We start from the raw sequence: 21,837 nt of genomic DNA, 5'->3' as shown, positions 1-21,837 counted from the left end.
ACGATGCGTGGGCGGCGTCAGTGTCGACCAAGGTATTGCGTGGCCAGGTGTCGCAGGCTCAAAAACGCCCTGCAGAGCTTGGTTTTACCGGGTATTTATTCGGCCAGCGCCAGTTCGATCAGGGCGTGCAGTTCCTGCAGTTCCAGCGGGGTGCTGGCGAACAGGATGCGAAACACCGTGGGTGCCACCAGCAGGTTCAGCAGGCGGTCGACTGAGGGCAGGCCCGGTGCCGAGCCTTGATAGCGTTCGAGGATGATGTTCAGTTGCGCGCTGAGAATACTTACGCAGTAGCCGGGCGTGGCGCTGCATTGCACGTCGCGCATCATGTTGCGCCCGGGTTCGGAGCTCATTTCATCCAGGTATTGCTCGGCCCAGGCTTGCAGGTCGCCCCGCAGGCTGCCGGTATCGGCCGGCTCGCTGTCTGGGCGCATGCGCGCCAGGGCCACATCGGCCAGCAGCGCGGAGAGGTCGCCCCAGCGTCGATAAATGGTCGAGGGGGTCACGCCGGCACGGGTGGCGATCTGGGGAACGGTCAGGGTCGAGCGCTCCTGCTCATCGAGGAGTTCAAGGACTGCCGCGTGGATGGATTCCTGGACCCGGGCGCTGCGGCCGCCAGGGCGTAAACCTTCTTTAATCGCCATGGGGCCGAACCTTAACACAAAGAATTTGCTTTAAGCACAGGGCAGTAGCAGACTCCGCAAAAGCAAAATATTAGCTTTAGCGGAGCGTGCCCATGCCCAGTCCTACCGATATTCCCCAGCCCGGGCGCCACAGCCTGGTGTTTCTGGCCATCACCTTGCTCAGTTTTCTCGCGGCGTCCAGCGCGCCTACACCGCTGTATCACCTGTATCAAGAGCACCTGCAGTTCTCCTCTGCGACCTTGACCCTGATCTTCGGCGTCTACGCCATCAGCCTGCTGGCTGCCTTGCTGACGGTGGGCTCGCTGTCGGATTACCTGGGGCGGCGGCCGGTGATCTTTGTCGCCTTGCTCCTGAACATCCTGGCCATGCTGCTGTTTATCCATCAGGCCAGCGTGGCCTGGTTGCTGGCTGCGCGAATCATGCAAGGGTTCGCCACGGGCATGGCCACCAGTGTCCTGGGGGCGCCTTGCTCGACAGCGATCGTCGGCAGGGGCCGCTGATCAACAGTATTGCGCCGTTGCTGGGCATGGCCGTGGGTGCTTTGGGCGCCAGCGTGCTGGTGGAGTTTGCGCCGCTGCCGTTGCAACTGAGCTATTGGCTGCTGCTCGGTCTGTTTGTGGCCCAGGCGCTGTACGTCTGGCGCCTGCCGGAAAGTGTCAGCCCGCAACCCGGTGCGTGGGCCTCTTTGCGGCCCACGCTGCATGTGCCGCGGCAAGCGCGTCGTGCTTTGTGGCTGGCCTTGCCGGTGGATGTGGCGGTCTGGGCCGTGGGTGGTTTTTACCTGTCCCTTGCGCCGTCCCTGGTGCGGGCGGCCACCGGCTCCACTTCTAACCTGATCGGCGGGGCGTTGGTGGCAGTGCTGACCCTGAGCGGGGCATTGATGATTTTTTCCTTGCGCCATCGCCCGGCTGATCAGGTGTTGCGCCTCGGTGCCGGCCTGTTGGCCTTGGGTGTGCTGCTGATCCTGGGGGCCGTGCAAAGCGCCAGTCTGCCGGTGTTTTTCTTTGGCACCCTGGTGCTGGGCAGTGGTTTTGGCGCGGGGTTTCTTGGCGCCTTGCGCAGTGTGGTGCCCCTGGCCTTGCCCCATGAGCGCGCCGGCCTGATGTCGGCCTTTTATGTCTTGAGTTACCTGGCGTTCTGCTTGCCGGCGCTGCTGGCGGGCAGCCTGACCCGCAGCTTTGGCCTGATTGCTACCACCTATGGTTATGGCGCCGTGTTGCTGGTGTTGTCCCTGGGGGCCTTGCTGGGGCTGTTGCGCCAACGCCCGGCCAAGGTTTGCGAGGCGGCTGGTGGTTGAGCAATAAGGCTCAGCGGCCCTGAAACTGTGCCCGGTAGGCTGAAGGGGAAAGTCGCAAGGCAGCGTTGAAATGCTGGCGCAGCGACAGGGCGCTGCCAAAACCCGAGGCCAGCGCAATCGCGTCGATGCTTTGCTGGCTGCTTTCCAGCAAGCGCTGGGCATGGCTCAGGCGCTGGCCAAGCAACCATTGGCCCACGGTGGTGCCGGTGAGCTGGCGAAAGTGTCGGGTGAATGAACGTCGGCTCATGGCCACCCGCTGGGCCAGGGCGTCCAGCGAGTGAGGCTGGGTGAAATGCTGCCCCAGCCATTGCAGTAATTGCCCCATGCGGTCCTGCTCGCCACTCGCGGGGATCGGACGTTCGATAAATTGTGCTTGCCCGCCGCTGCGATGGGGCGCGATCACCAGGCGACGCGCGACTTTGTGGGTGCTGTGCGCGCCGCATAGTTGCTGCATCAAGTACAGGCAGCAATCCAGCCCGGCCGCAGTGCCGGCGGAGGTCAGCAGAGTGCCGGATTCGGCATACAGCACCTCGGCGTCCAGCAGCACCTTGGGGTACTTCGCGGCAAAGGCCTGGGCCCAGTTCCAATGGGTGGTGGCCTGGCAACCATCGAGCAGCCCGGTTTCCGCCAACACAAACGCCCCTAGGCACAACCCCACCAGGCGTGCACCGCGACGGTGGGCGGCGCAAAGGGCGTCGAGCAATGGCTGGGGCGGTCGCTCCAGGGTGTCACGCCAGGAGGGCATGATCACCACGTCGGCGTCCTGCAGTTGCTCCAGGCCATGGTGAACCTGGATGTCGAAGCCGGCGCTGGTGTGCAGTGGTCCAGATTCAAAGCCGCACACTCGGAGCTGGAAGCGCGGCATGTCGGCGCCTTGATGCTGTTCGTCGAAGACCAGGGTAGGCACTGAAAGGTGAAACGGGCTGATGCCGTTGAAGGCAATCACGGCGACGCGGATAAGAGAATCGGCGGGGGCGGTGGTCATGGGCAGGGACGGGGGGCGGGTCAATGAATTGGCCTGATTCTATCGAAGAATGTCTATCGGGCCACTTATTAAAATCCTTTGCCACGATCACCCTGAGCACTCGCTGACTTCTATCGGGTACTCACCATGCAGGCCGCTGTCTGTCTTCCTTTGTCACCCCCCTGGATCGCACCCTCACGATGGTTGGCTGGAGGTGGGGCATGAAGGTGATTCGCAGTCGGGAGTTCACGGGGGAGCGGGCCTGGGCGGCCCTGGATATAGCCAGCATCAACGGCATCAGCACGCGCCTGCACTGGACCGACGAGCCCTACCAATGGCACATCAACGATGGCCAGGAAGTGTTCGTGGTGCTCGATGGCCGAGTGCAGATGCGCTATCGCCAAGAGGGCCGGGAGCAGGCGCAGTGGCTGGAAGTGGGGGATATTTTCTACGCAGGGCCGGGCACCGAGCATGTGGCCTATCCCCAGGGCGTAGCGCGGGTCCTGGTGATTGAGACCGAAGGCAGCGTCTAGGATGGGTTATATCTGTAAAACAGATAACAGTTAGAGAAATTACCCGTTATATAGATATTCGATTCGGTTCTAGGATGGCTCCACCTCTTCCGAGGACAGGAGACGCACCATGACTTGCCCCAATCGTGTCAACGCCGGCCTTCGGCCGTTGAGCCATCTGCAGCACCCGCGAGAAGCCATTCGCCAATTCACCCCTAACTGGTTCGCTGCCACCATGGGCACCGGGGTCCTGGCCTTGGCGTTGGTCCAATTGCCCTCGCAGGCTCCCGGCCTGCGGGTGCTGGCCGAGGGGCTATGGTGGTTGACGATGGCCCTGTTCCTGCTGTTTTCCACTTTGTATGGCGCCCGTTGGTTGTTGTTCTTTGATGAGGCACGGCGGATTTTTGGCCACTCCACGGTCTCGATGTTCTTCGGCACCATCCCCATGGGCCTGGCGACCATCATCAATGGCTTTCTGTTGTTCGGGTTGCCGCGCTGGGGGGAGGGCGTAGTCCCTCTGGTGGAGGCGCTTTGGTGGCTGGATGTGGCAATGGCCGTGGCCTGTGGGGTGTTGATCCCGTTCATGATGTTCACCCGTCAGGAGCACAGCATTGATCAGATGACCGCCGTCTGGCTGTTGCCGGTGGTCGCCGCCGAGGTGGCGGCAGCCAGTGGTGGATTGCTCGCGCCCCATTTGCCGGACGTTCATTCACAGTTCGTAGTGTTGGTCACCAGTTACGTGTTGTGGGCTTTTTCCCTGCCTGTGGCTTTCAGCATCCTGACCATCCTCTTGCTGCGCATGGCGCTGCACAAGTTGCCCCATGAAAACATGGCGGCCTCGAGTTGGCTGGCGCTGGGGCCGATCGGTACCGGGGCGCTGGGCATGTTGTTGCTGGGCAGTGACGCGCCCCAGGTGTTTGCCGCCAATGGCTTGCCGGGCGTGGGCGAGATTGCCGCCGGGCTGGGCCTTGTGGCCGGTATCACCCTATGGGGCTTCGGCTTGTGGTGGATGTTGATCGCCGTGCTGATCACCTTGCGTTACCTGCGCGGCGGGATTCCCTTCAACCTCGGTTGGTGGGGGTTCACCTTCCCCCTGGGTGTCTACGCCCTGGCCACGCTGAAACTGGCCAGCACCCTGCACCTGATGTTTTTCAGTGTCTTTGGCAGCGTGTTGGTCCTGGCCCTGGGGCTGCTGTGGCTGGTGGTGGCCAAGCGCACTCTGCAAGGGGCCTATAAAGGCGAGTTGTTTGTGTCGCCGTGCATTGCCGGGTTAGGGAAATAATCGTTAAAGGTAGGTAAGGTGTGGCCTGGATCGACGAACGACATTCCAATTACAGCATCCACGCCACTCAGGGACATGGAAGATGAGTCACCCTTCGCAGTTCACCTTGCTTCGCACGCGGCGTTTCCTGCCGTTTTTCATCACCCAATCCCTTGGTGCGTTCAACGACAACATCTTCAAGCAATCGTTGATCCTCGCCATCCTCTACAAGCTGAGTATCGAAGGCGACCGTTCAATCTGGGTCAACCTCTGCGCCTTGTTGTTTATCCTGCCGTTTTTCCTGTTCTCGGCCCTGGCCGGGCAATTTGGCGAAAAGTTCGCCAAGGACGCGCTGATTCGCCTGATCAAGCTCGGCGAGATCGCGATCATGGCGGTGGGCGCGGTGGGGTTCGTCTTTGATCACCTGTCGCTGATGCTGGTGGCGTTGTTTGCCATGGGTACCCACTCGGCGCTGTTCGGGCCGGTCAAGTATTCGATCCTGCCCCAGGCCTTGCACGAAGAGGAGTTGGTAGGCGGCAATGGTCTGGTGGAAATGGGCACCTTCCTGGCGATCCTGGCCGGTACCATCGGCGCGGGCATCATGATGTCCTCGGCTCACTACGCGCCGATCGTTTCCACGGCCATTATCGGCGTCGCTGTGCTGGGCTACCTGGCCAGCCGCAGCATCCCCCGAGCTGCGGCGGCGACCCCGGAAATGCGCCTGAACTGGAACATCTTCAGCCAGTCCTGGGCGACCTTGCGCCTGGGCTTGGGGCAAACCCCGGCGGTGTCGCGCTCGATTGTCGGCAACTCCTGGTTCTGGTTTGTCGGGGCAATCTACCTGACCCAGATCCCGGCCTATGCCAAGGAGTGGATGCACGGCGACGAGACCGTGGTGACCCTTATTCTGACTGTGTTCTCGGTGGGCATTGCCGCCGGCTCCATGCTGTGCGAGCGGCTGTCGGGGCGCAAAGTAGAAATCGGCCTGGTGCCGTTTGGCTCATTCGGCCTGACGGTGTTCGGTCTCCTGCTGTGGTGGCATTCGGGGGGGATTCCGGTCAGCGCCGAAGGCCATAGCTGGCTCCAGGTGCTGACCTTCGGCCATGCGTGGTGGGTGCTGTTCGATGTGCTGGGGCTGGGGATTTTCGGCGGCTTCTACATCGTGCCGCTGTATGCCCTGATTCAGTCGCGTACCCCGGAGAACGAGCGGGCCCGGGTGATCGCCGCCAACAACATTCTCAATGCGTTGTTCATGGTGGTCTCGGCGATTGTTTCGATCGTCCTGCTGAGCATGGCCAAGCTGACGATTCCCCATCTGTTCCTGGTGGTGTCGCTGCTCAACATCGCGGTCAACGTCTACATCTTCAAGGTCGTGCCCGAGTTCAGCATGCGCTTCATGATCTGGCTGCTCAGCCATTCCATGTACCGCGTCGAGCACCGCAACCTGGAGCAGATTCCCGATGAAGGTGCGGCCTTACTGGTGTGCAACCACGTGTCCTTTGTCGATGCCTTGCTGATCGGTGGCGCGGTGCGTCGGCCGATTCGCTTCGTGATGTATTACAAGATTTACAACCTGCCGGTGCTGAACTTCATCTTCCGCACCGCCGGGACCATTCCCATTGCCGGACGTCATGAAGACATCCAGATCTACGAAAAAGCCTTCCAGCGGATTGCCCAGTACCTGCAGGACGGCGAACTGGTGTGCATCTTCCCCGAAGGCAAGCTGACCGTGGACGGTGAGATCAATGAGTTCAAGGGCGGGTTGACACGGATCCTCCAGGAAACACCGGTGCCGGTGATTCCCCTGGCGTTGCAAGGTTTGTGGGGCAGTTTCTTCAGCCGTGATCCGGCCAAGGGGCTGTTCCATCGCATCTGGTCGCGAGTGACCCTGGTGGCCGGCCCTGCGGTCGCTGTGGAAGCGGCCGAACCTGCGCAGTTGCAAGCGCTGGTGGGCGAGTTGCGGGGTAAGGCTCGCTAGGCTGTTTGTGACGGATACAAAAGCGCCCGCAAGATTGCGGGCGTTTTTTATGTTCGCTGGCTGAGCGTCAACTGGCGCTGACTTTCAAGCCCACCAGGCCGGCGACGATCAGCGCCACGCTGGCCAGGCGCATCAGAGCCATGGATTCGCCGAACAGAATGATCCCGGCGATGACCGTGCCGATGGCGCCGACCCCGGTCCAGATGGCGTAGGCGGTGCCCAGGGGCAGGTCGCGCATCGCCAGGCCCAGCAAGCCGAGGCTGATGGCCATGGCAATAATGGTCAGGGCCGTGGGCAGCGGGCGGGTAAAACCGTCGGTGTATTTCAGGCCGATGGCCCAGCCCACTTCAAACAAACCGGCAAAAAACAGAATGATCCAGGACATAAAGACCTCATCAATTGACGGGGCCGTCCCCAACATGAATGACTCGATCGAGCCGCGAGGTCGTCCTCGCGGTGCGCAGTGTAGTGCTCGCGGCTAACCGAGTGGTCAACTTTTTGCTCAGTCGGCGGCTGGGTGTGTTTCCAGTTTTTTCTCGGCGTTCTCACTCATCCGGCGGAAGTAAGTGGACAGCAAGGCCCCGGAAATATTGTGCCAAACGCTGAACAGGGCGCTGGGCACCGCCGCCAATGGCGAGAAGTGAGCGCTGGCCAGGGCGGCCCCCAAACCGGAGTTCTGCATGCCGACTTCCAGGGCCAGGGACTTGCGCTGGGCCAGGGGCAGCTTGAACACTCGGCCGGTGAAGTAGCCCAGCAGGTAACCAAAGCTGTTGTGCAGCATCACCACGGCCATGATCAGCAGGCCGGATTCGGCGATCTTCGCTTGGCTGGCGGCCACTACGGCGGTGACGATGATGACGATGCTCACCACCGAGACCAGCGGCAGCACATCCACCGCGTGGCGTACCCGCTCACCGAGCAACCGCTGGGCGACCACCCCAAGCACTATCGGCAGCAGCACCACTTGCAGGATCGACCAGAACAGCTCCATGAACGACACCGGCAACCAGGCCGAGGCCAGCAGCCAGATCAGCGCCGGCGTCAGCAGCGGAGCCAGTAGGGTGGTGACAGCGGCGATGGCCACGGACAGCGCCAGGTCGCCCCGAGCCAGCCAGGTCATGACGTTGGATGAAGTGCCGCTTGGGCAGCAGCCGACCAGGATCACCCCGACGGCGATTTCCGGTGGCAGGTGAAAGGCCTGGCACAGCAACCAGGCGACGCCCGGCATGATCACGAAATGCGCGACCACGCCCAAGGCCACGCGCCATGGGTGGCGGGCCACCTCGGCGAAATCTTCAAGTTTCAGGGTCAGCCCCATGCCAAACATCACCAGGCCTAACAGCGGCACGATGGCGCCTTTGAGGCCGATGAACCAGTGGGGCTGGAGGAAGGCGACCACAGCGAAAATCAGTACCCAGTAAGCGAAGGTGTTGCCGACGAAGCGGCTCAATGCAGCCAATGCGCGCATGACCTGTTCCTTGTTATGTGAAAACGCCACCCAAGGCAGGTGGCGTCTATCGGTAGAAGCTGTAGGCACTGGCTTGCCAGCGATCCAGGCGACAAGGTCTGTCAGGAGCCCTTCATCGCAGGCAAGTCAGCCCAGCAGGTTCTCAGATCCCTTGGGGCGTTTCTTCGCCACCCAGGGCTTCAACCAACGCCGGCAAGAAGTCGCCGAAGGTCAGCATCATCAGGGTGAAGCTGGCATCCAGTTGGCCGAGGGCTTCATCGCCACCGTCCTGTTCCGCCTGATCCTGCAGCAGGTCTTCGAACTTCAGACGCTTGACCACCATCTTGTCGTCGAGCATGAAGGACAGTTTGTCCTGCCAAGCCAAGGACAGTTGGGTGACCACTTTACCGGTGCTCAGGTGCAGCTGGATTTCTTCGCCGGTCAGGTCCTGGCGTTTGCAGCGCACGATGCCGCCGTCTTCATGGGTATCACGCAGCTCGCACTCGTCGAGGACGAAGAAGTCGTCGGCGGCTTTTTGGGTTTTCACCCAGTCGGTCATGATCGCTGTAGGGGCGGTCTTGACCGTCAGCGGACGGACCGGCAGGGTGCCGAGCACTTCGCGCAGGGTGGACAGCAGGTCTTCGGCGCGTTTCGGGCTGGCGGAGTTGACCAGGATCAGCCCTTGTTTAGGGGCAATCGCAGCGAAGGTAGAAGAACGGCGAATAAAGGCACGGGGCAAGAAGGCCTGGATGATTTCATCCTTGATCTGGTCGCGCTCCTTCTTATAGACCTTGCGCATTTGTTCGGCTTCGATCTCTTCGACCTTCTCCTTGACCGCGTCACGTACCACGCTGCCAGGCAGGATGCGCTCCTCTTTGCGTGCGGCGATGAGCAGGAAGTCCTGGCTGACATGCACCAGAGGCGCATCTTCGCCTTTGCCGAACGGTGCAACGAAACCGTAGGTGGTCAACTCCTGGCTTGCACATGGACGCGCCAGTTTGGTGGCCAGTGCAGTTTCCAGCGCCTCAGCATCAACGGCTAGATCTTGGGTCAGGCGATAGATAAGCAGGTTTTTGAACCACATGGGGTGAATCTCTCCTTTATACAAAGGAGGGCATTATTCTCTTCGCGGCAGCTCAGGCCAACCCTTCGCTAAGCCTTTGGAAGGCCTGAAAAAATTATTATAAAAAGTGCTTGCCAGAGTAGGGGCTGCTCCGTAGAATGCGCGCCACACCGAACGTGAAGGGTGATTAGCTCAGCTGGGAGAGCGTCTGCCTTACAAGCAGAATGTCGGCGGTTCGATCCCGTCATCACCCACCATTCGCATTCAAGTGTTACGCGCAGCGGTAGTTCAGTCGGTTAGAATACCGGCCTGTCACGCCGGGGGTCGCGGGTTCGAGTCCCGTCCGCTGCGCCATATTCGGTAACCTGGAACGCTGAACGCCAGGTCACCACAGAAAGCCCGCTTAGGCGGGCTTTTTTGTTCTAGATGTTGGTTGTAAAGAGTTCCGTGGGTTTTGCAGCGTTTCATCGAAATTCAGATTTTTTTAATAAATTTATTAATTAAATCAACATCTTGTGAATTTCTGTGGCACAATGCGCCCCGCAACGAAGGTAAAGGGTGATTAGCTCAGCTGGGAGAGCGTCTGCCTTACAAGCAGAATGTCGGCGGTTCGATCCCGTCATCACCCACCACTTACTTTCAACGCTACGCGCAGCGGTAGTTCAGTCGGTTAGAATACCGGCCTGTCACGCCGGGGGTCGCGGGTTCGAGTCCCGTCCGCTGCGCCATATTCGATGATCTGGACCACTGAACGCCAGATCATCACAGAAAGCCCGCCCAGTGCGGGCTTTTTGCTGTCTGGGGTTTGGCGCGGTGCTGCGTGAGCCCAATGAATAAAGAAAGCGGCCCTTGGGCCGCTTTTTTCGTGATGGGCTTACTGTTCGGCGTTGCGGCTGTGGCGATAGTCGCTCACGGCTTCATACACCGCCTTGCGCAGGCGGTTGATGCCGCCGATGGGGCGATGGGCCTCAAGGCCGAACCAGGGGTTGAAGGACTGGTTGTCGCACTGCAGGTTTTGCGCCGGTGTATCGAAGTCCTGGGCCGGGATCTTGACCCGCGCCACGGTCTCGAACGGTGCGTCGCTTTCCCGCCATTCAATGCTGGTGTCCTCAATGGGCATGAATTTGCTCGGGTCCTGGCGCTGCACCTGCAAGACGAAGCAGGCCGGCACGCGGTCGGTGGACAGTTGTTGAACCAGGGCGCTGCGCAGGAAGTTCGGCAACTTTTCATTTTGCGCCGGTAACGTGTAGCCAGGGCAGCTTTGCGGGTCCGGCGCGACGCGGAACTTCACATTGGCATTCCCGAACTTGTATGGCGACACCGAGAAGTAAGTGGTCTGGGTCGGGCTGGCGGGTGCCGGTGACAGGGTTGCCAGGGCGATAAACAGATGGCGGACCTGCCAACTGCGTGGGTCCAGGCTTGGGAAGAACGCCATGACTTTCTTGCCGTCCGCCTGCGCCGCCACATTGGTGCGGTACTCCGCCACATCGCTGACGAAGAAGTTTGGATGGTTGAACATCACGAAATCCTGCTCGGTGCGCACCGGCTGTTCCTGCAGCAGCTGTGTGCCGGGGACGTCCAGCAGCTTGATTGCCATGCCCCGGGCATCGCGAATACTGTCGAACTGCGGGTAGGCGTTGCCATTGGACAGGCGCACGCTGGCTTGCCAGGTTTTCCCCGGTTCGGCGAACACCCCTTGGCGCAGCTCCGGCGCCAAATCATTGAGCACCTGGACCTGGGCTTTGACGCAGCCATGGGCCTTGGCGTGGGCGTCGCGCAGGTAGCGGCTGTTGTCCCGGTGCTGGTCGACGATGCGCACGGCGGTCTGGATGATTTCCTGGCTCATGGCGCTTTCGCCGGCCGCGATCTGTTCTTCAGTGGACACCGGGCCGCGGTGTTGCCAGGCGAACCAGGCACTGGCCAGTGCCCAGGCCAGCAGGCCCAGGCCCAGCAGCCACATCAGCGTCTTGGCCAGCAAGGCGCCGAGGCGCAGCCAGAGGGTAATCAACATGGGTAGATCCTTATGACGAAGGCGAGGCTCATGGCAGTTGCGACTCCAGCGGGCCGCCGAGCACTTTCAGGTACTCCAGCAGGGCCCAGCGTTCTTCGGGTTGCAGCAAGCGCCCGATGACCCCGTTGCCCCGGCTTCCGGAGCGGAATTCATGACCGCTGTTGTGGTTGCCGCTGATGCGGGTGTCGAACAGGAAACCGTTGGTAAACGCTTCAGTGCGATAACCCAGGTGGCGCGGGTCGTATTCGAAGGTGCCTCTATAGAAGGTGCTGGAGCGTTCGCTTTGCGGCGATAGCAGCTCATACAGGCTGGGCACCGAGCCGTTGTGCAGAAAGGGCGGGGTGGCCCAGACGCCTGCCAGCGGCCTGGCCTTGTACGCCCGCAGTTCGCGCACGCCAATGGGCAGGCCGAAGCCGTCCAGGCGTGGCCGTTCGGCCGGGGTGACCTTGGCGTCGCGGTAGGCTCGCTCTTCGACAAAGGCGGTGACGTAGGCCAGGCCTTTGGCCACGGACAGTTGGCTCAGGTCCAGTGGTTCGCTGGGCGTGGGGTGCAGTTCGACATTGGAGGCTGCCAATTCTGCTGGGTCCCACTGTAAGGCGCTGAGGTCATAGCGCTGATCGGCGATGTTGTTGGCGCTGTTGGGGTCGGTCCCGATGACTGCCAGCGGCAGCATCTTCAATTGCTGCACGGGACGGCCGTTGATTTCGGTGACGTCGGGCACATGACAACCGGCGCAGTTTTCGGTGAACAGCGCGCGGCCCTTGGCGGCCAGGCGGGTGTCGACCTTGCCGAACAGGGCTTCGGGCCAAGCAGGCGGCTTCAAACGTTGCAGGGTCTCTTCGATCTGATGCAGATCGTTGACGCGAACGCTGGAGGGGTAGCGGTCGGCGCCTTTGAGTGGTTGCCCCTGGGCGTCGAAGTAATTCAGCGTCGCACCGACCCCAAGGGCTTCGCCAATGTTGCGTGCCATGGGTTGCTGGGCTGAGCCGTTCCACTGCACCCAGTCGAAGGTCCAGATATCCCAGAGCTGGGGGTAGTCCACTGGGGCGTTGGCCACACGATAGTTATCGGGGGTAATCGCATCGCCGAAGCTGGCGTTGGCGATGCGTCCGAATGCGTCGGTGCGCCCAGGGCCTTCCTCGGTGGGGTAGAGGCCACGATGGGTGTCGTTCCAGGCCACCCGCAGGAAGTTGTTCAGCGAAGCCTTGAAGTCCTGGCGCAACTGTTCGTGGCGGCTGTCGTAGTCCTGGCCCAGTACCTGGCGGGCAAAGCGTTCGAATTTCCATGGGTTGTAATAGGTGGCGGCCAGGCTCGCCACCAGTGCCTGGCCGAAACTACCCCCTTGTAGCGTCGGTACGCTGGAGGGCAGCACGTGCTGTGCGGTACCGCCGTCGATTCGCAGGGCCTGGTGATTGAATCGCAACTCGCCGGTGTGGCAGGCGGCACAGGTGATATCCAGGTAGTACTCCTGGCTGCCGGGATTTTGATGCCGCGCAAAACCTACCGGGAGATTGCCGGGATTGTCCGCCGTGGCATGTTGTTGCGGGTCCACCAGGAAGCCGAAACGCGCCAGGTATTCCGGGGAGGCGAAGCGCTCCTTGGAGAATGGCAACTCCAGGGCGCCGAACCAGTCGTAGCGCAGCCCTTTGACCTGAGTGCCTTGGGGGGTGAAGTAGTAAGTCTGGCGGTCGGCCGCACTCCACTGGTCCAGGTAATGCACCTGTTGCACAGGCTCATAGCTGGGGAGTTTGGGGTTGGCGACGTAATACAGAACCAGGGCCAGAGCGCCGGCGAGCAGCACGGCGATCAACAGCAAAACACGGTAGATGAGGCGCAAGATAAACATCCTTGTCGAATTTTGTTTCCTTATGCCCTAGCCCATCGGAAGCGGCAAGTAGCCAGTACTTGGTCTAAGGTGATTGAGGTTTTTTTCGGGCTGCGGCCATTTGCCAGTCGGGCGTTTATCGCGGGCTAGAAAATGCCTTTGCAGACGTGAACTTATCGACGGTTTCCTGCTCTTATGCCGGTAGCCATTGGTCGTGGCAGCCTGATAAGCTCGCGGCTTTATTCGATTGCCCTTTTGGCGCATGAACAAGGAAATAGCATGAAACAGCATCGGTTGGCGGCGGCGGTAGCCCTGGTTAGCCTGGTCCTTGCGGGTTGTGATTCGCAGACCAGCGTAGAGCTGAAAACCCCGGCGCAAAAAGCTTCCTACGGTATCGGCCTGAACATGGGCAAAAGCCTGGCTCAGGAAGGCATGGATGACCTGGATTCCAAAGCCGTGGCCCAGGGCATCGAAGATGCCGTCGGCAAGAAAGAACAGAAGCTGAAAGATGACGAATTGGTCGAAGCCTTCGCAGCGCTGCAAAAGCGTGCCGAAGAACGCATGGTCAAGATGAGCGAAGAGTCCGCCGCAGCGGGCAAGAAGTTCCTTGAAGAAAACGGCAAGAAAGCAGGTGTCACCACCACCGCTTCCGGCCTGCAATACGAAGTCCTGAAGAAGGCCGACGGCGCTCAGCCTAAGCCGACCGACGTAGTGACCGTTCATTACACCGGCACCCTGACTAACGGCACAGTGTTCGACAGCTCTGTTGAGCGCGGCAGCCCGATTGACCTGCCGGTGAGCGGCGTGATTCCGGGTTGGGTCGAAGGCCTGCAACTGATGCACGTCGGCGAGAAGTACAAGCTGTACATCCCTAGCGACCTGGCTTACGGCGCCCAGAGCCCGAGCCCGGCAATTCCAGCCAACTCGGTGCTGGTGTTCGAGCTGGAGCTGTTGGCTATCAAAGACCCAGCCAAGCAAGACGCCGCCAAGTAATTCGCGTCTGCTGCACAGACAACGCCCCGTCTCTACGGGGCGTTGTCGTATCTGGCGGTTAAAGCTGGTAAAAAATACGAACGCCAGGCGACCCTCACAGTCTTAACCAGAGACCGCCGGCGGGTAGTCGTTGAAGACTGCCAAGTCAATGAAATATTGGGTTTTTTTATGTGAGTAAAAAACGCCCGATCTGAGCTCAGCCCTTATAAAACGGGGCTCTCAGCCGTGAAAAATAGCTCTGTTCACAAGGTTATCCACAATTTGTGTGGATAACATTTCAGTGGGAGGGATTTATGAAGACACCCTGGAATTTTGCCCGCTTCCTGCCACTGGCTGGCCGGCTGCTCAGCCGTGGCCGTTTGCCCACTTTGTTGTTTGCGGTTGCCAGTAAAGGTGCGAGCCAGGGTAATCGCCTCGGCAAGCTCAAAGATGACCTGCGCATGCTCCAGGCACTGTGCCTGGCTTACTGGCGTGGCGAGTACCGGGCGATCAGCCCCAAGGCCATACTTTCGGTGGTCGCCGGCCTGATGTATTTCCTCAGCCCGCTGGATGCAATTCCGGATTTCATCCCGGTGTTCGGCATGCTCGATGACATCGCCGTGCTGGCCTGGTTGATGAAAACCCTGGATGACGAACTCAATGCCTTTCGCGCCTGGCGCAATCGCCAACTGCCGGAAAAGCTCGCGGTAGTCGAGCGTTTGCCCGATACCCCTGAGCAGTTGCAGCTGGAGGGGCCGAGAAAAAACTGAGCCTGCCTGGAGGCTGAACCGGTAAATGATGCTTCCCGCGACCATCGCCGCTGTTAGGATTACACTTCAAAGGAAAAGTCCGACTCGCTAAGTGTCGTTGTCCTACGGGGTAGTAATGGATATTCAGATCATTGCACGCGATGGCGAGCCCGAATATGCGGTTTTGCCGTGGGCTCAGTATCAGGCTTTGTTAAAAGCAGCAGGCATCACCGACTCCTCTCCGCTGGCCGCAACGGTCAGCCAGGCGGCCGCACCGGCCGATGATCTTCCGGGGTTGGATCAACTACGCAGTTTGCGCGAAGGGAAGGGCATCGCCATCGAGGCGTTGGCCCGCAAAGTGGGTATCAGCCCGTCTTACCTGGCCTTGATTGAAAGCGGTGAGCGTCAGCCCGACGCTGCGATACGCCGCAGTCTGGCCTGGGAACTGACGGTGCCGGGTTGGAGGGAGCAATCGTGAGCGTCAGGATCAGTCGTCAACATTGGGATGGGTTGCTCGGGGAGTTGGACCAGGCCCGGCGACAACGGCATCTTCTTACCTATCGTGCGCTGCTGGAGCGCTTGCAGTTACCCACTCCGGCCATGCAAACCCTGACCGCGGCTCTGGAGCACTTGGCGGCCCTGGACGCGCGTGCGGAACAACCCTTGCGCAGCTCGCTGGTGATCAGCCAGGGCGCGAGCCGCTTGCCACGTACCGGCTTCTTTGAATGCGTCGAGCGCCTGGGGCGTTTTTCCGGCCCCTCCGATGGGGTGGCGGCGGCGTCCTGGCATGCGTCTGAAGTCGTGCGGGTGTTCGAGTATGAGTACCCCGAGTCGGCGGAGGCCTGAATGCTCTGGCGGCTCCGGGCCCGGCTCAGCTACTGGCTGGCGCGTCGGTTGTTTCACTGGCAATGGTGGGTGAAACAACCGCGTGGCTGGCATTGGCTTGAGGGGCAGTTTGCGCGCATGGCCAACCTGGGTGATGTGTCAGCGCAGAGTTTTTATGGGCATATCCTGACCTTCCGCGGTCAGGGCCTGGCGGCTCGGGAGGAGGGGCTGCGTCTGCTGCGCCTGGCGGCGTTGGCGGGGGATGGCAAGGCCGCGTATCAACTCGGTGTCATCAGCCTGGCAGGTTCGCCCAGCAAGCCGGCTGACGCCACCGAAGCTGCGCGCTGGTGGGCGCTCTCGGCGCGTGCCGGGCATCCTCTTGCGGCGCTCAAGCTGGCTCAGCTGAATCAGCCGCCTGTGCCTCGGGATTAGTGGCATCGCTCGCCAACCGCTGAGTCACCTCCAGGCTGTCGATCACGTGCACGCTGTAACCCTGCATATTCTTGGCGTGGTGCTTGGCCTCTGAGGCCAGCTCCGCCAACTGGCTGGAGTCCAGTTGTCCACAGGCCTGTGGATGCAAGTGCACCACCCCGATCGACAGCGACAACAGTGGGAATTCCTGGCGCACGCCCTGGCGGTTGGGGGCGATAAAGCAACCGGCCTCCAGGTGTTCACTGCGATAAAAACGTCGACACTGGCTGTGAAAGTCATCCAGCAATTGGTTGAGGCGCTTGCGCCAGTCTTCAGGGCCCAGCACCAGTAAAAAATCATCGCCGCCGATATGCCCGACAAAATCCCGGCTGGGATCGACCCGATCGTTCAGACATTGAGCCAGGCACAGCAGCACTTCATCGCCACGACCGTAACCATAGATGTCGTTGAAAGGCTTGAAGCTGTCGATGTCGACGTAGCAGATCACCGACTCCCGAGCCTGTTGCAGCAGGCGTGTCAGGCACTGCTGAATCGGCACGTTGCCCGGCAGCAGCGTCAGGGGGTTGGCGTATCGTGCTTGCTGGATTTTCAGCTCGGTGATCAGTTTCAGCACATCGATGACCCGGCCCAGGCCCAGGTAGCTGCCGTTGAGGGTAATGATGAAGTCTTCCTCGATGCGCTGTCGGGCGCGGCTGGTGATCAGCCGGCTGACCTGCTGCAGCGACTGGCTGAGTTCGACCGCGAGGAAGTCGTCGTTCATCAGGCGGCTGATGGGCTTGCGGGCAAACAGGTCGGTGGCGAAGGGCTTGAGCAGGGCATCTGACAGGGAATGTCGATGCACGATGCCGCACGGCTGGCCTTGCTCATCGAGGACCGCCAGGGAGTTCAGGTTGGCTTGGCGGCGAAAGGCTTCCAGTACCGTGGCGGTAGGGGTGTTGCGGGCCACGGCCGGTTGTTCATTGAGCAGGGCGCTGAGGTCACTGCTCTCATCGTTGAGTACCGTCGCCGGGTTGTCCTGCTTGGGCAGCATGCTCCGGGCATCCCGTGGCGGCTGCTCCTGGGGACGACAGAGCAGGTAGCCCTGGACCAGGTCCACGCCCATTTCCGTCAGCACCGTCAGTTCCTCGGCCAACTCGATGCCCTCGGCAATCACCTGGGCCCGGGAGGCCTTGGCAATTTGCAGGATCGAACCGACGAATTCGCGTTTCAGCGCATCCTGGTGAATACCGTCGATAAAGTGCCGGTCGATCTTCACATAGTCGGGCCTGAGCTCGGACCACAGGCGCAGGCTGGAATAACCGGCACCCAGGTCATCCAGGGCAATCGAGAACCCCATGTCCCGATAGTGATGCAGAGCGTTCTGCAGCAACTGGAAGTCATCGATCGGTGTTTGCTCGGTGAGTTCGATCACCACCTGGCTGGGAGGAATGCCGAAGTCTTGTAGCAGTTGCAAGGTCCGACCTGGCTGGTGCGCCGCTTCGAGCAGGGACTCCGGCGATACATTGAGGAAGAGCTTGCCGGGCAGTTGCTGGTCGCTGAACCGTTTGCAGGCGCTGTGCCGGCAGGCTATTTCCAACTCGCTCAGGCGGCCGGCCTGGCGTGCCACGGCGAACAACGCCACGGGGGAATGCAGCGGACTGTTGGAGGGGCCGCGACTCAGGGCTTCATAACCCAGAATGCGCCGTTCAGAGAGGCTGATGATCGGTTGGAACAGACTGTGTAAACCGCTTTGAGCCAGGATTGAACTCAAGGCACTCAGCTGCTCGGTCGTGGTCATGGCGATCTCTGTCGATAAAAAAAGGACCGGGGCTGCCCTTGATTCAAGAGCAGCGCCCGGTCCTTTATTTCACGACAGAATGATGACTGTTTAATGACGCTCCGAGGAGCGTTCGCATTAAATTGCCATCATCAGTGCTTGGCGACAGCGGTGTTGAGCTTCAGGTAATCCAGGAGGATGCGCCCGGTCTCGCTGAGGTAAGCATCGTCTTCCGGCTTGGTTTTGTCCGGCTCGGCGGCAGCCAGCGCGTCCTCATCCTCTTTCTTCAGCTCTTTGAGCGGCTCTTCACCCTTGGCCTTGCGGCGGATGTTTTCCAGGGCCAACTGCTTGGCTTCGATATCGGCATGTTGGGCGCGACGGTCGGCTTCGTTGAGGCTCACGGTTTTCTCGGCCATGAGTTTCTGTGCCAGGGCCAGTTTGTCACGGATAAACACGAACTCCGGATCCTTGGCGGAACGGCTTTCATGCTCGGACTTTAGTTGCGCCAGGAACGGCTTGAACGGATCCACTGCCGGCTTGATGGCTGGGCGGATGGTGTCCCACGGCATGGCTTCCGGCAGCGCGCTTTCGCCGATTTCCTTGGTGTCGATGATCGACGGGTAATCGATGTCCGGCAGCACGCCCTGGTGCTGTGTGCTCTGCCCGGAAACCCGGTAGAACTTGGCCAGGGTCAGCTTCAGCTCGCCATGGTTCAGCGGCTGGATGGTTTGCACCGTGCCTTTGCCGAAGGTCTGGCCGCCAATGATCAAGGCGCGGTGATAGTCCTGCATGGCACCGGCGAAAATCTCCGAGGCCGAGGCCGAAAGACGGTTGACCAACAGCGCCATCGGGCCTTTGTAGAAAGCACCGGGGTTTTCATCTTCCAGCACATCCACGCGGCCATCGGCGTTGCGTACCAGGACGGTCGGGCCTTTGTCGATGAACAGGCTGGTCAGTTCCGTGGCTTCCTGCAGGGAGCCGCCGCCGTTGTTGCGCAGGTCGATGACCACGCCGTCGACTTTGTCTTTCTGCAGTTCGGTCAGCAGTTTCTTCACATCGCGGGTGGTGCTCTTGTAATCCGGGTCACCGGCGCGGAAGGCCTTGAAGTCCAGGTAGAAGGCCGGGATTTCGATCACCCCCAGCTTGTAGTCCTTGCCGTCCTGTTTCAGGTTGAGCACGGACTTCTTCACGGCCTGGTCTTCGAGCTTCACCGCTTCACGGGTGATCGGCACGATCTTGCTGGTCTGGTCGTTGGGCGCATTGCTGGCCGGAATCACTTCCAGGCGCACCAGGGTGCCTTTCGGACCGCGGATCAGCTTGACCACTTCGTCCAGGCGCCAGCCGACTACGTCGACCATCTCTTTGTTGCCTTGGGCAACGCCGATGATTTTGTCGGCCGGGGCCACTTGCTTGGTCTTGTCCGCCGGGCCTGCCGGCACCAGGCGCACGACCTTGACCTGGTCGTTGTCGCTCTGCAACACGGCGCCAATGCCCTCGAGGGACAGGCTCATGTTGATGTCGAAGTTCTCCGCGTTATCCGGCGACAGATAGTTGGTGTGCGGGTCGTAGGACATGGCGAAGGTGTTGATGTAGGCCTGGAAGATATCTTCCGGCCGAGTCTGGTCCAGGCGCGCCAACTGATTCTTGTAGCGCTTGGTCAGGGTTTCCTGAATCTGCTTGGTGTCCTTGCCGGCGATCTTCATGCGCAGCACTTCGTCCTTGACGCGTTTGCGCCACAGGTCGTCGAGTTCCGCAGTGCTCTTGAGCCAAGGGGCGTCCTTGCGATCGATCAGCAAGCTCTCCTTGACGGTAAAGTCGAGCTTGTCGATTTTGGTCAACTCGACCAGGGCGAAGTCCAGGCGTGCCTTGACCCGATCCAGGTAGCGTTTGTAGATGGTGAAGCCGGCGTTGAGGTCGCCGCTTTTCAGGAAGTCGTCAAACTGGGTTTTCCATTTGTCGAATTCGTTGATGTCACTGGCCAGGAAGTAACTGCGCGACGGATCCAGCAGCTTGAGATAGCTGTCATAGATGATCACCGAACGCGCATCGTCCAACGGCGGTTTGCTGTAGTGATGACGCTTGAGCAACTCAACGACGTTAAGGCTGGCAATCACCTCATCACGATCAGGCTGAAGTTTGTCCCAGCTATTGGCTGCGAACGTATTGGTCGACATCGGCAACAGGCCGAGACCAATGAAAAAAGCGAGGGCGGTGCTGGGGAACAAATGCTTCATGCTGATTCGACGCGGGGGCAATTGATAACGCATATTAGGCCGTCTTTGAAGTCGCCGGTTCCATAAAGGGCCGGTCGCATAATGCAAAAAGCCCGGCGCTACCGCTCCGGGCTCAGTCCAGACTCACTATGGAGGCACTGTGAAAGCATTGCAAGGCGTTGAAGGTCATGTGGAGTGGGTTGAAGAGCCAAGTCCTGCTTGTGATGTAGGGCAAGTGCGCATTCGTGTTGCCGCTGCCGGCCTGAATCGGGCCGATCTGTTGCAGCGTGCCGGGCTTTACCCGCCACCGCCGGGCGCCAGTCAAGTGTTGGGGCTGGAATGCTCCGGGGTTATCAGCGAGGTGGGCCCAGGCTCGTCCTGGCAGATCGGCGATCGGGTGTGCGCGCTGCTGGCCGGTGGCGGCATGGCTGAAGAAGTGGTGGTCGATGGTCGCCACGTGTTGCCGGTGCCCGAGGGCCTGTCCCTGGCCGAAGCGGCCGGGCTGCCCGAGGTCTACAGCACCGCCTGGCTGAATCTGTTCCAACTGGCGGCCCTCAAGCCGGGGGAAAAAGTCTTGCTGCACGCGGGGGCCAGCGGTGTGGGTTCGGCGGCCATCCAGCTGTGCAAGGCGTTCGGCAATCCGTGTTGGGTCAGTGTTGGTTCGGCTGATCGCCTGGCCTACTGCGAGGCGCTGGGTGCCCAGGGCGGCGTGGTGCGGACCGATGGCCTGGAGGCATTGAAGGATTTCGGGCCTTTCGATGTGATTCTCGACCCGGTCGGCGCCAATTACGCCGCGCTGAATATTAAGTTGCTCAACCGCGACGGGCGTTGGGTGCTGATTGGCCTGATGGGCGGTCGCGAAGCCCAGTTGGACCTGGCCCAGGTGCTGGCCAAGCGCGTGCAACTGCTGGGGTCCACCTTGCGCAGTCGCGATGACCAGTTTAAGGCCGATCTGTTGAGCGACCTGGGGCAGAACGTTTGGCCGTTGTTCAGCGAGGGGCGCCTGAGCCCGCAATTGGCCAAGACCTTCCCGATCCAGGACGCTGAAGCGGCATTTGCCGAACTGGCGACCAATCAGGTCTCGGGCAAGCTGGTACTGGTGATCGATCCCAGCCTCACCTGACCCTATTGTAGGAGCCGGCTTGCCGGCGAAGGGGCCTCAAGCCTTGTTGGGGCGAGGGGCCTGATCGCTGGCAAGCCAGCGCCTACAGGATAGGCCGTGGTTTTCTGAAGGTTATTTCCAGTGGTGGATGGGCCAGCCGGCCTTTTCCGCGTGTTCGCGCAGCACCGGGTCCGGGTTGACCACCTGTGGATGGTCGACCCGAAGCAGCAACGGTAAGTCGTTGCGCGAGTCGGAGTAGAAGCTAGCGCCTTCCAGGTTTTCTTCCTCGGCATCGAGCCATTCCAGCAAGCGGGTGATCTTGCCTTCGCGGTACGTCAGGGTGCCGGTGGTGTGGCCGCTGTACACCCCGTGCTGCACCTCCAGCTCGATCCCCAGCACTTCGTCGATGCCCAGGCGCTCGGCAATCGGCTTCACCAGGTGGGTCCCGGACGCCGAGATCACCAGGATCCGATCGCCAGCCTTGCGGTGGGCGGCGATGGCCTTGCACGCATCGCTGAAGATGATCGGCTCGATCACGTCCTCGACCCAGGGCGCCACCAGGTGCTCGATCTCTTCCGGGGTGCGTCCGGCCATGGGCTCGAGGCTGAACGCCATGAACTCTTCCATGGCCAGTTTGCCTTGGCTGTAGGCGTCCATGAGTTCGTGGTTGCGGCGCATGAAGGATTCGCTGTCGACCCAGCCCAGGCGACCCATCTGCTCGCTCCAGAGGGTGGCGCAGTCGCCATGAATCAGGGTTTCGTCCAGATCAAAAATTGCCAGGGCCATCAG

General features: G+C 60.8%; 19 protein-coding genes, 4 tRNA genes and 1 pseudogene. 14 read left to right on the top strand and 10 right to left on the bottom strand.

Annotated elements, in window-relative coordinates; all coding sequences use genetic code 11:
• Positions 1-95: 95 nt before the first annotated feature.
• Entirely contained in the window at positions 96-641 is a 546-nt protein-coding gene (locus M1B35_RS07875) for a TetR/AcrR family transcriptional regulator (protein ID WP_123328369.1), read from the bottom strand.
• Positions 642-733: 92 nt separating this feature from the next.
• Between M1B35_RS07875 and M1B35_RS07870 the strand changes: the two are divergent.
• A pseudogene (locus M1B35_RS07870) lies at positions 734-1,938 on the top strand (MFS transporter).
• Positions 1,939-1,948: 10 nt separating this feature from the next.
• Here the strand turns inward: M1B35_RS07870 and M1B35_RS07865 are convergent.
• The gene (locus tag M1B35_RS07865; RefSeq protein WP_268261741.1) at positions 1,949-2,923 is read right to left on the bottom strand and encodes a GlxA family transcriptional regulator; all 975 of its coding nucleotides are present in this window, start codon (positions 2,921-2,923) and stop codon (positions 1,949-1,951) included.
• A 200-nt stretch (positions 2,924-3,123) separates the two neighbouring features.
• Between M1B35_RS07865 and M1B35_RS07860 the strand changes: the two genes are divergently transcribed.
• The 3 genes from M1B35_RS07860 to M1B35_RS07850 all read left to right on the top strand — a co-directional run bounded on the left by M1B35_RS07860 (position 3,124) and on the right by M1B35_RS07850 (position 6,653).
• A complete protein-coding gene (locus M1B35_RS07860; RefSeq protein WP_268261640.1) occupies positions 3,124-3,435 on the top strand; it encodes a cupin domain-containing protein in 312 nt (103 codons plus the stop codon).
• A gap of 109 nt (positions 3,436-3,544) precedes the next feature.
• Positions 3,545-4,696, top strand: coding sequence for a TDT family transporter (locus M1B35_RS07855; RefSeq protein WP_268261639.1), 1,152 nt, complete (start codon positions 3,545-3,547; stop codon positions 4,694-4,696).
• Positions 4,697-4,778: 82 nt separating this feature from the next.
• Positions 4,779-6,653 carry an MFS transporter gene (locus M1B35_RS07850; protein WP_123328364.1) on the top strand — a complete coding sequence of 625 codons (1,875 nt, stop codon included), beginning with the start codon at positions 4,779-4,781 and terminating at the stop codon, positions 6,651-6,653.
• Positions 6,654-6,720: 67 nt separating this feature from the next.
• Here M1B35_RS07850 and sugE read toward each other — a convergent pair whose 3' ends face one another.
• The 3 genes from sugE to rdgC all read right to left on the bottom strand — a co-directional run bounded on the left by sugE (position 6,721) and on the right by rdgC (position 9,184).
• On the bottom strand, positions 6,721-7,038 hold the full coding sequence (sugE, locus tag M1B35_RS07845) for a quaternary ammonium compound efflux SMR transporter SugE (protein WP_123328363.1): 318 nt from the start codon (positions 7,036-7,038) through the stop codon (positions 6,721-6,723).
• Between the two features lie 117 nt (positions 7,039-7,155).
• Entirely contained in the window at positions 7,156-8,121 is a 966-nt protein-coding gene (locus tag M1B35_RS07840; RefSeq protein WP_123328362.1) for a bile acid:sodium symporter family protein, read from the bottom strand.
• A 142-nt stretch (positions 8,122-8,263) separates the two neighbouring features.
• A complete protein-coding gene (gene rdgC, locus M1B35_RS07835; protein WP_123328361.1) occupies positions 8,264-9,184 on the bottom strand; it encodes a recombination-associated protein RdgC in 921 nt (306 codons plus the stop codon).
• Positions 9,185-9,344: 160 nt separating this feature from the next.
• On the opposite strand from rdgC, the gene M1B35_RS07830 reads away from it, so the two are divergent.
• From M1B35_RS07830 to M1B35_RS07815, 4 genes are all read left to right on the top strand, one after another.
• Positions 9,345-9,420, top strand: a tRNA-Val gene (locus M1B35_RS07830).
• 20 nt (positions 9,421-9,440) lie between these two features.
• Positions 9,441-9,517, top strand: a tRNA-Asp gene (locus M1B35_RS07825).
• A gap of 202 nt (positions 9,518-9,719) precedes the next feature.
• Positions 9,720-9,795 (top strand) — tRNA-Val (locus M1B35_RS07820).
• 19 nt (positions 9,796-9,814) lie between these two features.
• A tRNA-Asp gene (locus M1B35_RS07815) sits at positions 9,815-9,891 on the top strand.
• A gap of 146 nt (positions 9,892-10,037) precedes the next feature.
• Here M1B35_RS07815 and M1B35_RS07810 read toward each other — a convergent pair.
• Together M1B35_RS07810 and M1B35_RS07805 are read right to left on the bottom strand one after the other, a co-directional pair.
• A complete protein-coding gene (locus M1B35_RS07810; protein ID WP_268261638.1) occupies positions 10,038-11,174 on the bottom strand; it encodes a catalase family protein in 1,137 nt (378 codons plus the stop codon).
• 28 nt (positions 11,175-11,202) lie between these two features.
• Positions 11,203-13,011, bottom strand: coding sequence for a c-type cytochrome (locus M1B35_RS07805; RefSeq protein WP_268261637.1), 1,809 nt, complete (start codon positions 13,009-13,011; stop codon positions 11,203-11,205).
• A 267-nt stretch (positions 13,012-13,278) separates the two neighbouring features.
• Here M1B35_RS07805 and bamJ point away from each other — a divergent pair, with 267 nt between their 5' ends.
• The 5 genes from bamJ to M1B35_RS07780 all read left to right on the top strand — a co-directional run bounded on the left by bamJ (position 13,279) and on the right by M1B35_RS07780 (position 15,977).
• Positions 13,279-13,992, top strand: a complete 714-nt coding sequence (gene bamJ / locus M1B35_RS07800; RefSeq protein ID WP_123328359.1) for a BamJ family beta-barrel-assembly machinery protein — start codon at positions 13,279-13,281, stop codon at positions 13,990-13,992.
• Positions 13,993-14,285: 293 nt separating this feature from the next.
• On the top strand, positions 14,286-14,741 hold the full coding sequence (locus tag M1B35_RS07795) for a YkvA family protein (RefSeq protein WP_123328358.1): 456 nt from the start codon (positions 14,286-14,288) through the stop codon (positions 14,739-14,741).
• A gap of 115 nt (positions 14,742-14,856) precedes the next feature.
• Entirely contained in the window at positions 14,857-15,198 is a 342-nt protein-coding gene (locus M1B35_RS07790; protein ID WP_268261636.1) for a helix-turn-helix domain-containing protein, read from the top strand.
• Positions 15,195-15,566 (top strand): hypothetical protein, encoded by a 372-nt coding sequence (locus M1B35_RS07785; protein ID WP_007898892.1) that lies wholly within the window; start codon positions 15,195-15,197, stop codon positions 15,564-15,566. The genes M1B35_RS07790 and M1B35_RS07785 overlap by 4 nt, the downstream gene beginning before the upstream one ends.
• A complete protein-coding gene (locus tag M1B35_RS07780) occupies positions 15,567-15,977 on the top strand; it encodes an SEL1-like repeat protein (protein ID WP_123328357.1) in 411 nt (136 codons plus the stop codon). It abuts the gene before it with no gap.
• Here M1B35_RS07780 and M1B35_RS07775 read toward each other — a convergent pair.
• The gene (locus M1B35_RS07775; protein WP_268261635.1) at positions 15,934-17,754 is read right to left on the bottom strand and encodes a bifunctional diguanylate cyclase/phosphodiesterase; all 1,821 of its coding nucleotides are present in this window, start codon (positions 17,752-17,754) and stop codon (positions 15,934-15,936) included. The genes M1B35_RS07780 and M1B35_RS07775 overlap by 44 nt on opposite strands.
• Positions 17,755-17,885: 131 nt before the next feature.
• A complete protein-coding gene (locus M1B35_RS07770) occupies positions 17,886-19,967 on the bottom strand; it encodes a carboxy terminal-processing peptidase (protein WP_425273397.1) in 2,082 nt (693 codons plus the stop codon).
• A 139-nt stretch (positions 19,968-20,106) separates the two neighbouring features.
• On the opposite strand from M1B35_RS07770, the gene M1B35_RS07765 reads away from it, so the two are divergent.
• Complete coding sequence (locus tag M1B35_RS07765) at positions 20,107-21,069, top strand: zinc-binding dehydrogenase (RefSeq protein ID WP_123328354.1); 963 nt, start codon at positions 20,107-20,109, stop codon at positions 21,067-21,069.
• Positions 21,070-21,180: 111 nt separating this feature from the next.
• On the opposite strand, the gene M1B35_RS07760 is transcribed toward M1B35_RS07765, so the two are convergent.
• Positions 21,181-21,834, bottom strand: coding sequence for an HAD family hydrolase (locus M1B35_RS07760; protein ID WP_123328353.1), 654 nt, complete (start codon positions 21,832-21,834; stop codon positions 21,181-21,183).
• Positions 21,835-21,837 lie beyond the last annotated feature (3 nt).

The organism is Pseudomonas morbosilactucae (assembly GCF_023241665.1).
Lineage (GTDB): Bacteria > Pseudomonadota > Gammaproteobacteria > Pseudomonadales > Pseudomonadaceae > Aquipseudomonas > Aquipseudomonas morbosilactucae.
This window is presented reverse-complemented; position numbering and strand designations above follow the sequence as displayed.

What these genes read in the sequence shown, in the direction of transcription:
- M1B35_RS07875 (WP_123328369.1), bottom strand. Translation starts at nt 641, where the DNA reads ATGGCGATTAAAGAAGGTTTACGCCCTGGCGGCCGCAGCGCCCGGGTC.
- M1B35_RS07865 (WP_268261741.1), bottom strand. Translation starts at nt 2,923, where the DNA reads ATGACCACCGCCCCCGCCGATTCTCTTATCCGCGTCGCCGTGATTGCC.
- M1B35_RS07860 (WP_268261640.1), top strand. Translation starts at nt 3,124, where the DNA reads ATGAAGGTGATTCGCAGTCGGGAGTTCACGGGGGAGCGGGCCTGGGCG.
- M1B35_RS07855 (WP_268261639.1), top strand. Translation starts at nt 3,545, where the DNA reads ATGACTTGCCCCAATCGTGTCAACGCCGGCCTTCGGCCGTTGAGCCAT.
- M1B35_RS07850 (WP_123328364.1), top strand. Translation starts at nt 4,779, where the DNA reads ATGAGTCACCCTTCGCAGTTCACCTTGCTTCGCACGCGGCGTTTCCTG.
- sugE (WP_123328363.1), bottom strand. Translation starts at nt 7,038, where the DNA reads ATGTCCTGGATCATTCTGTTTTTTGCCGGTTTGTTTGAAGTGGGCTGG.
- M1B35_RS07840 (WP_123328362.1), bottom strand. Translation starts at nt 8,121, where the DNA reads ATGCGCGCATTGGCTGCATTGAGCCGCTTCGTCGGCAACACCTTCGCT.
- rdgC (WP_123328361.1), bottom strand. Translation starts at nt 9,184, where the DNA reads ATGTGGTTCAAAAACCTGCTTATCTATCGCCTGACCCAAGATCTAGCC.
- M1B35_RS07810 (WP_268261638.1), bottom strand. Translation starts at nt 11,174, where the DNA reads ATGTTGATTACCCTCTGGCTGCGCCTCGGCGCCTTGCTGGCCAAGACG.
- bamJ (WP_123328359.1), top strand. Translation starts at nt 13,279, where the DNA reads ATGAAACAGCATCGGTTGGCGGCGGCGGTAGCCCTGGTTAGCCTGGTC.
- M1B35_RS07795 (WP_123328358.1), top strand. Translation starts at nt 14,286, where the DNA reads ATGAAGACACCCTGGAATTTTGCCCGCTTCCTGCCACTGGCTGGCCGG.
- M1B35_RS07790 (WP_268261636.1), top strand. Translation starts at nt 14,857, where the DNA reads ATGGATATTCAGATCATTGCACGCGATGGCGAGCCCGAATATGCGGTT.
- M1B35_RS07780 (WP_123328357.1), top strand. Translation starts at nt 15,567, where the DNA reads ATGCTCTGGCGGCTCCGGGCCCGGCTCAGCTACTGGCTGGCGCGTCGG.
- M1B35_RS07775 (WP_268261635.1), bottom strand. Translation starts at nt 17,754, where the DNA reads ATGACCACGACCGAGCAGCTGAGTGCCTTGAGTTCAATCCTGGCTCAA.
- M1B35_RS07770 (WP_425273397.1), bottom strand. Translation starts at nt 19,967, where the DNA reads ATGAAGCATTTGTTCCCCAGCACCGCCCTCGCTTTTTTCATTGGTCTC.
- M1B35_RS07760 (WP_123328353.1), bottom strand. Translation starts at nt 21,834, where the DNA reads ATGGCCCTGGCAATTTTTGATCTGGACGAAACCCTGATTCATGGCGAC.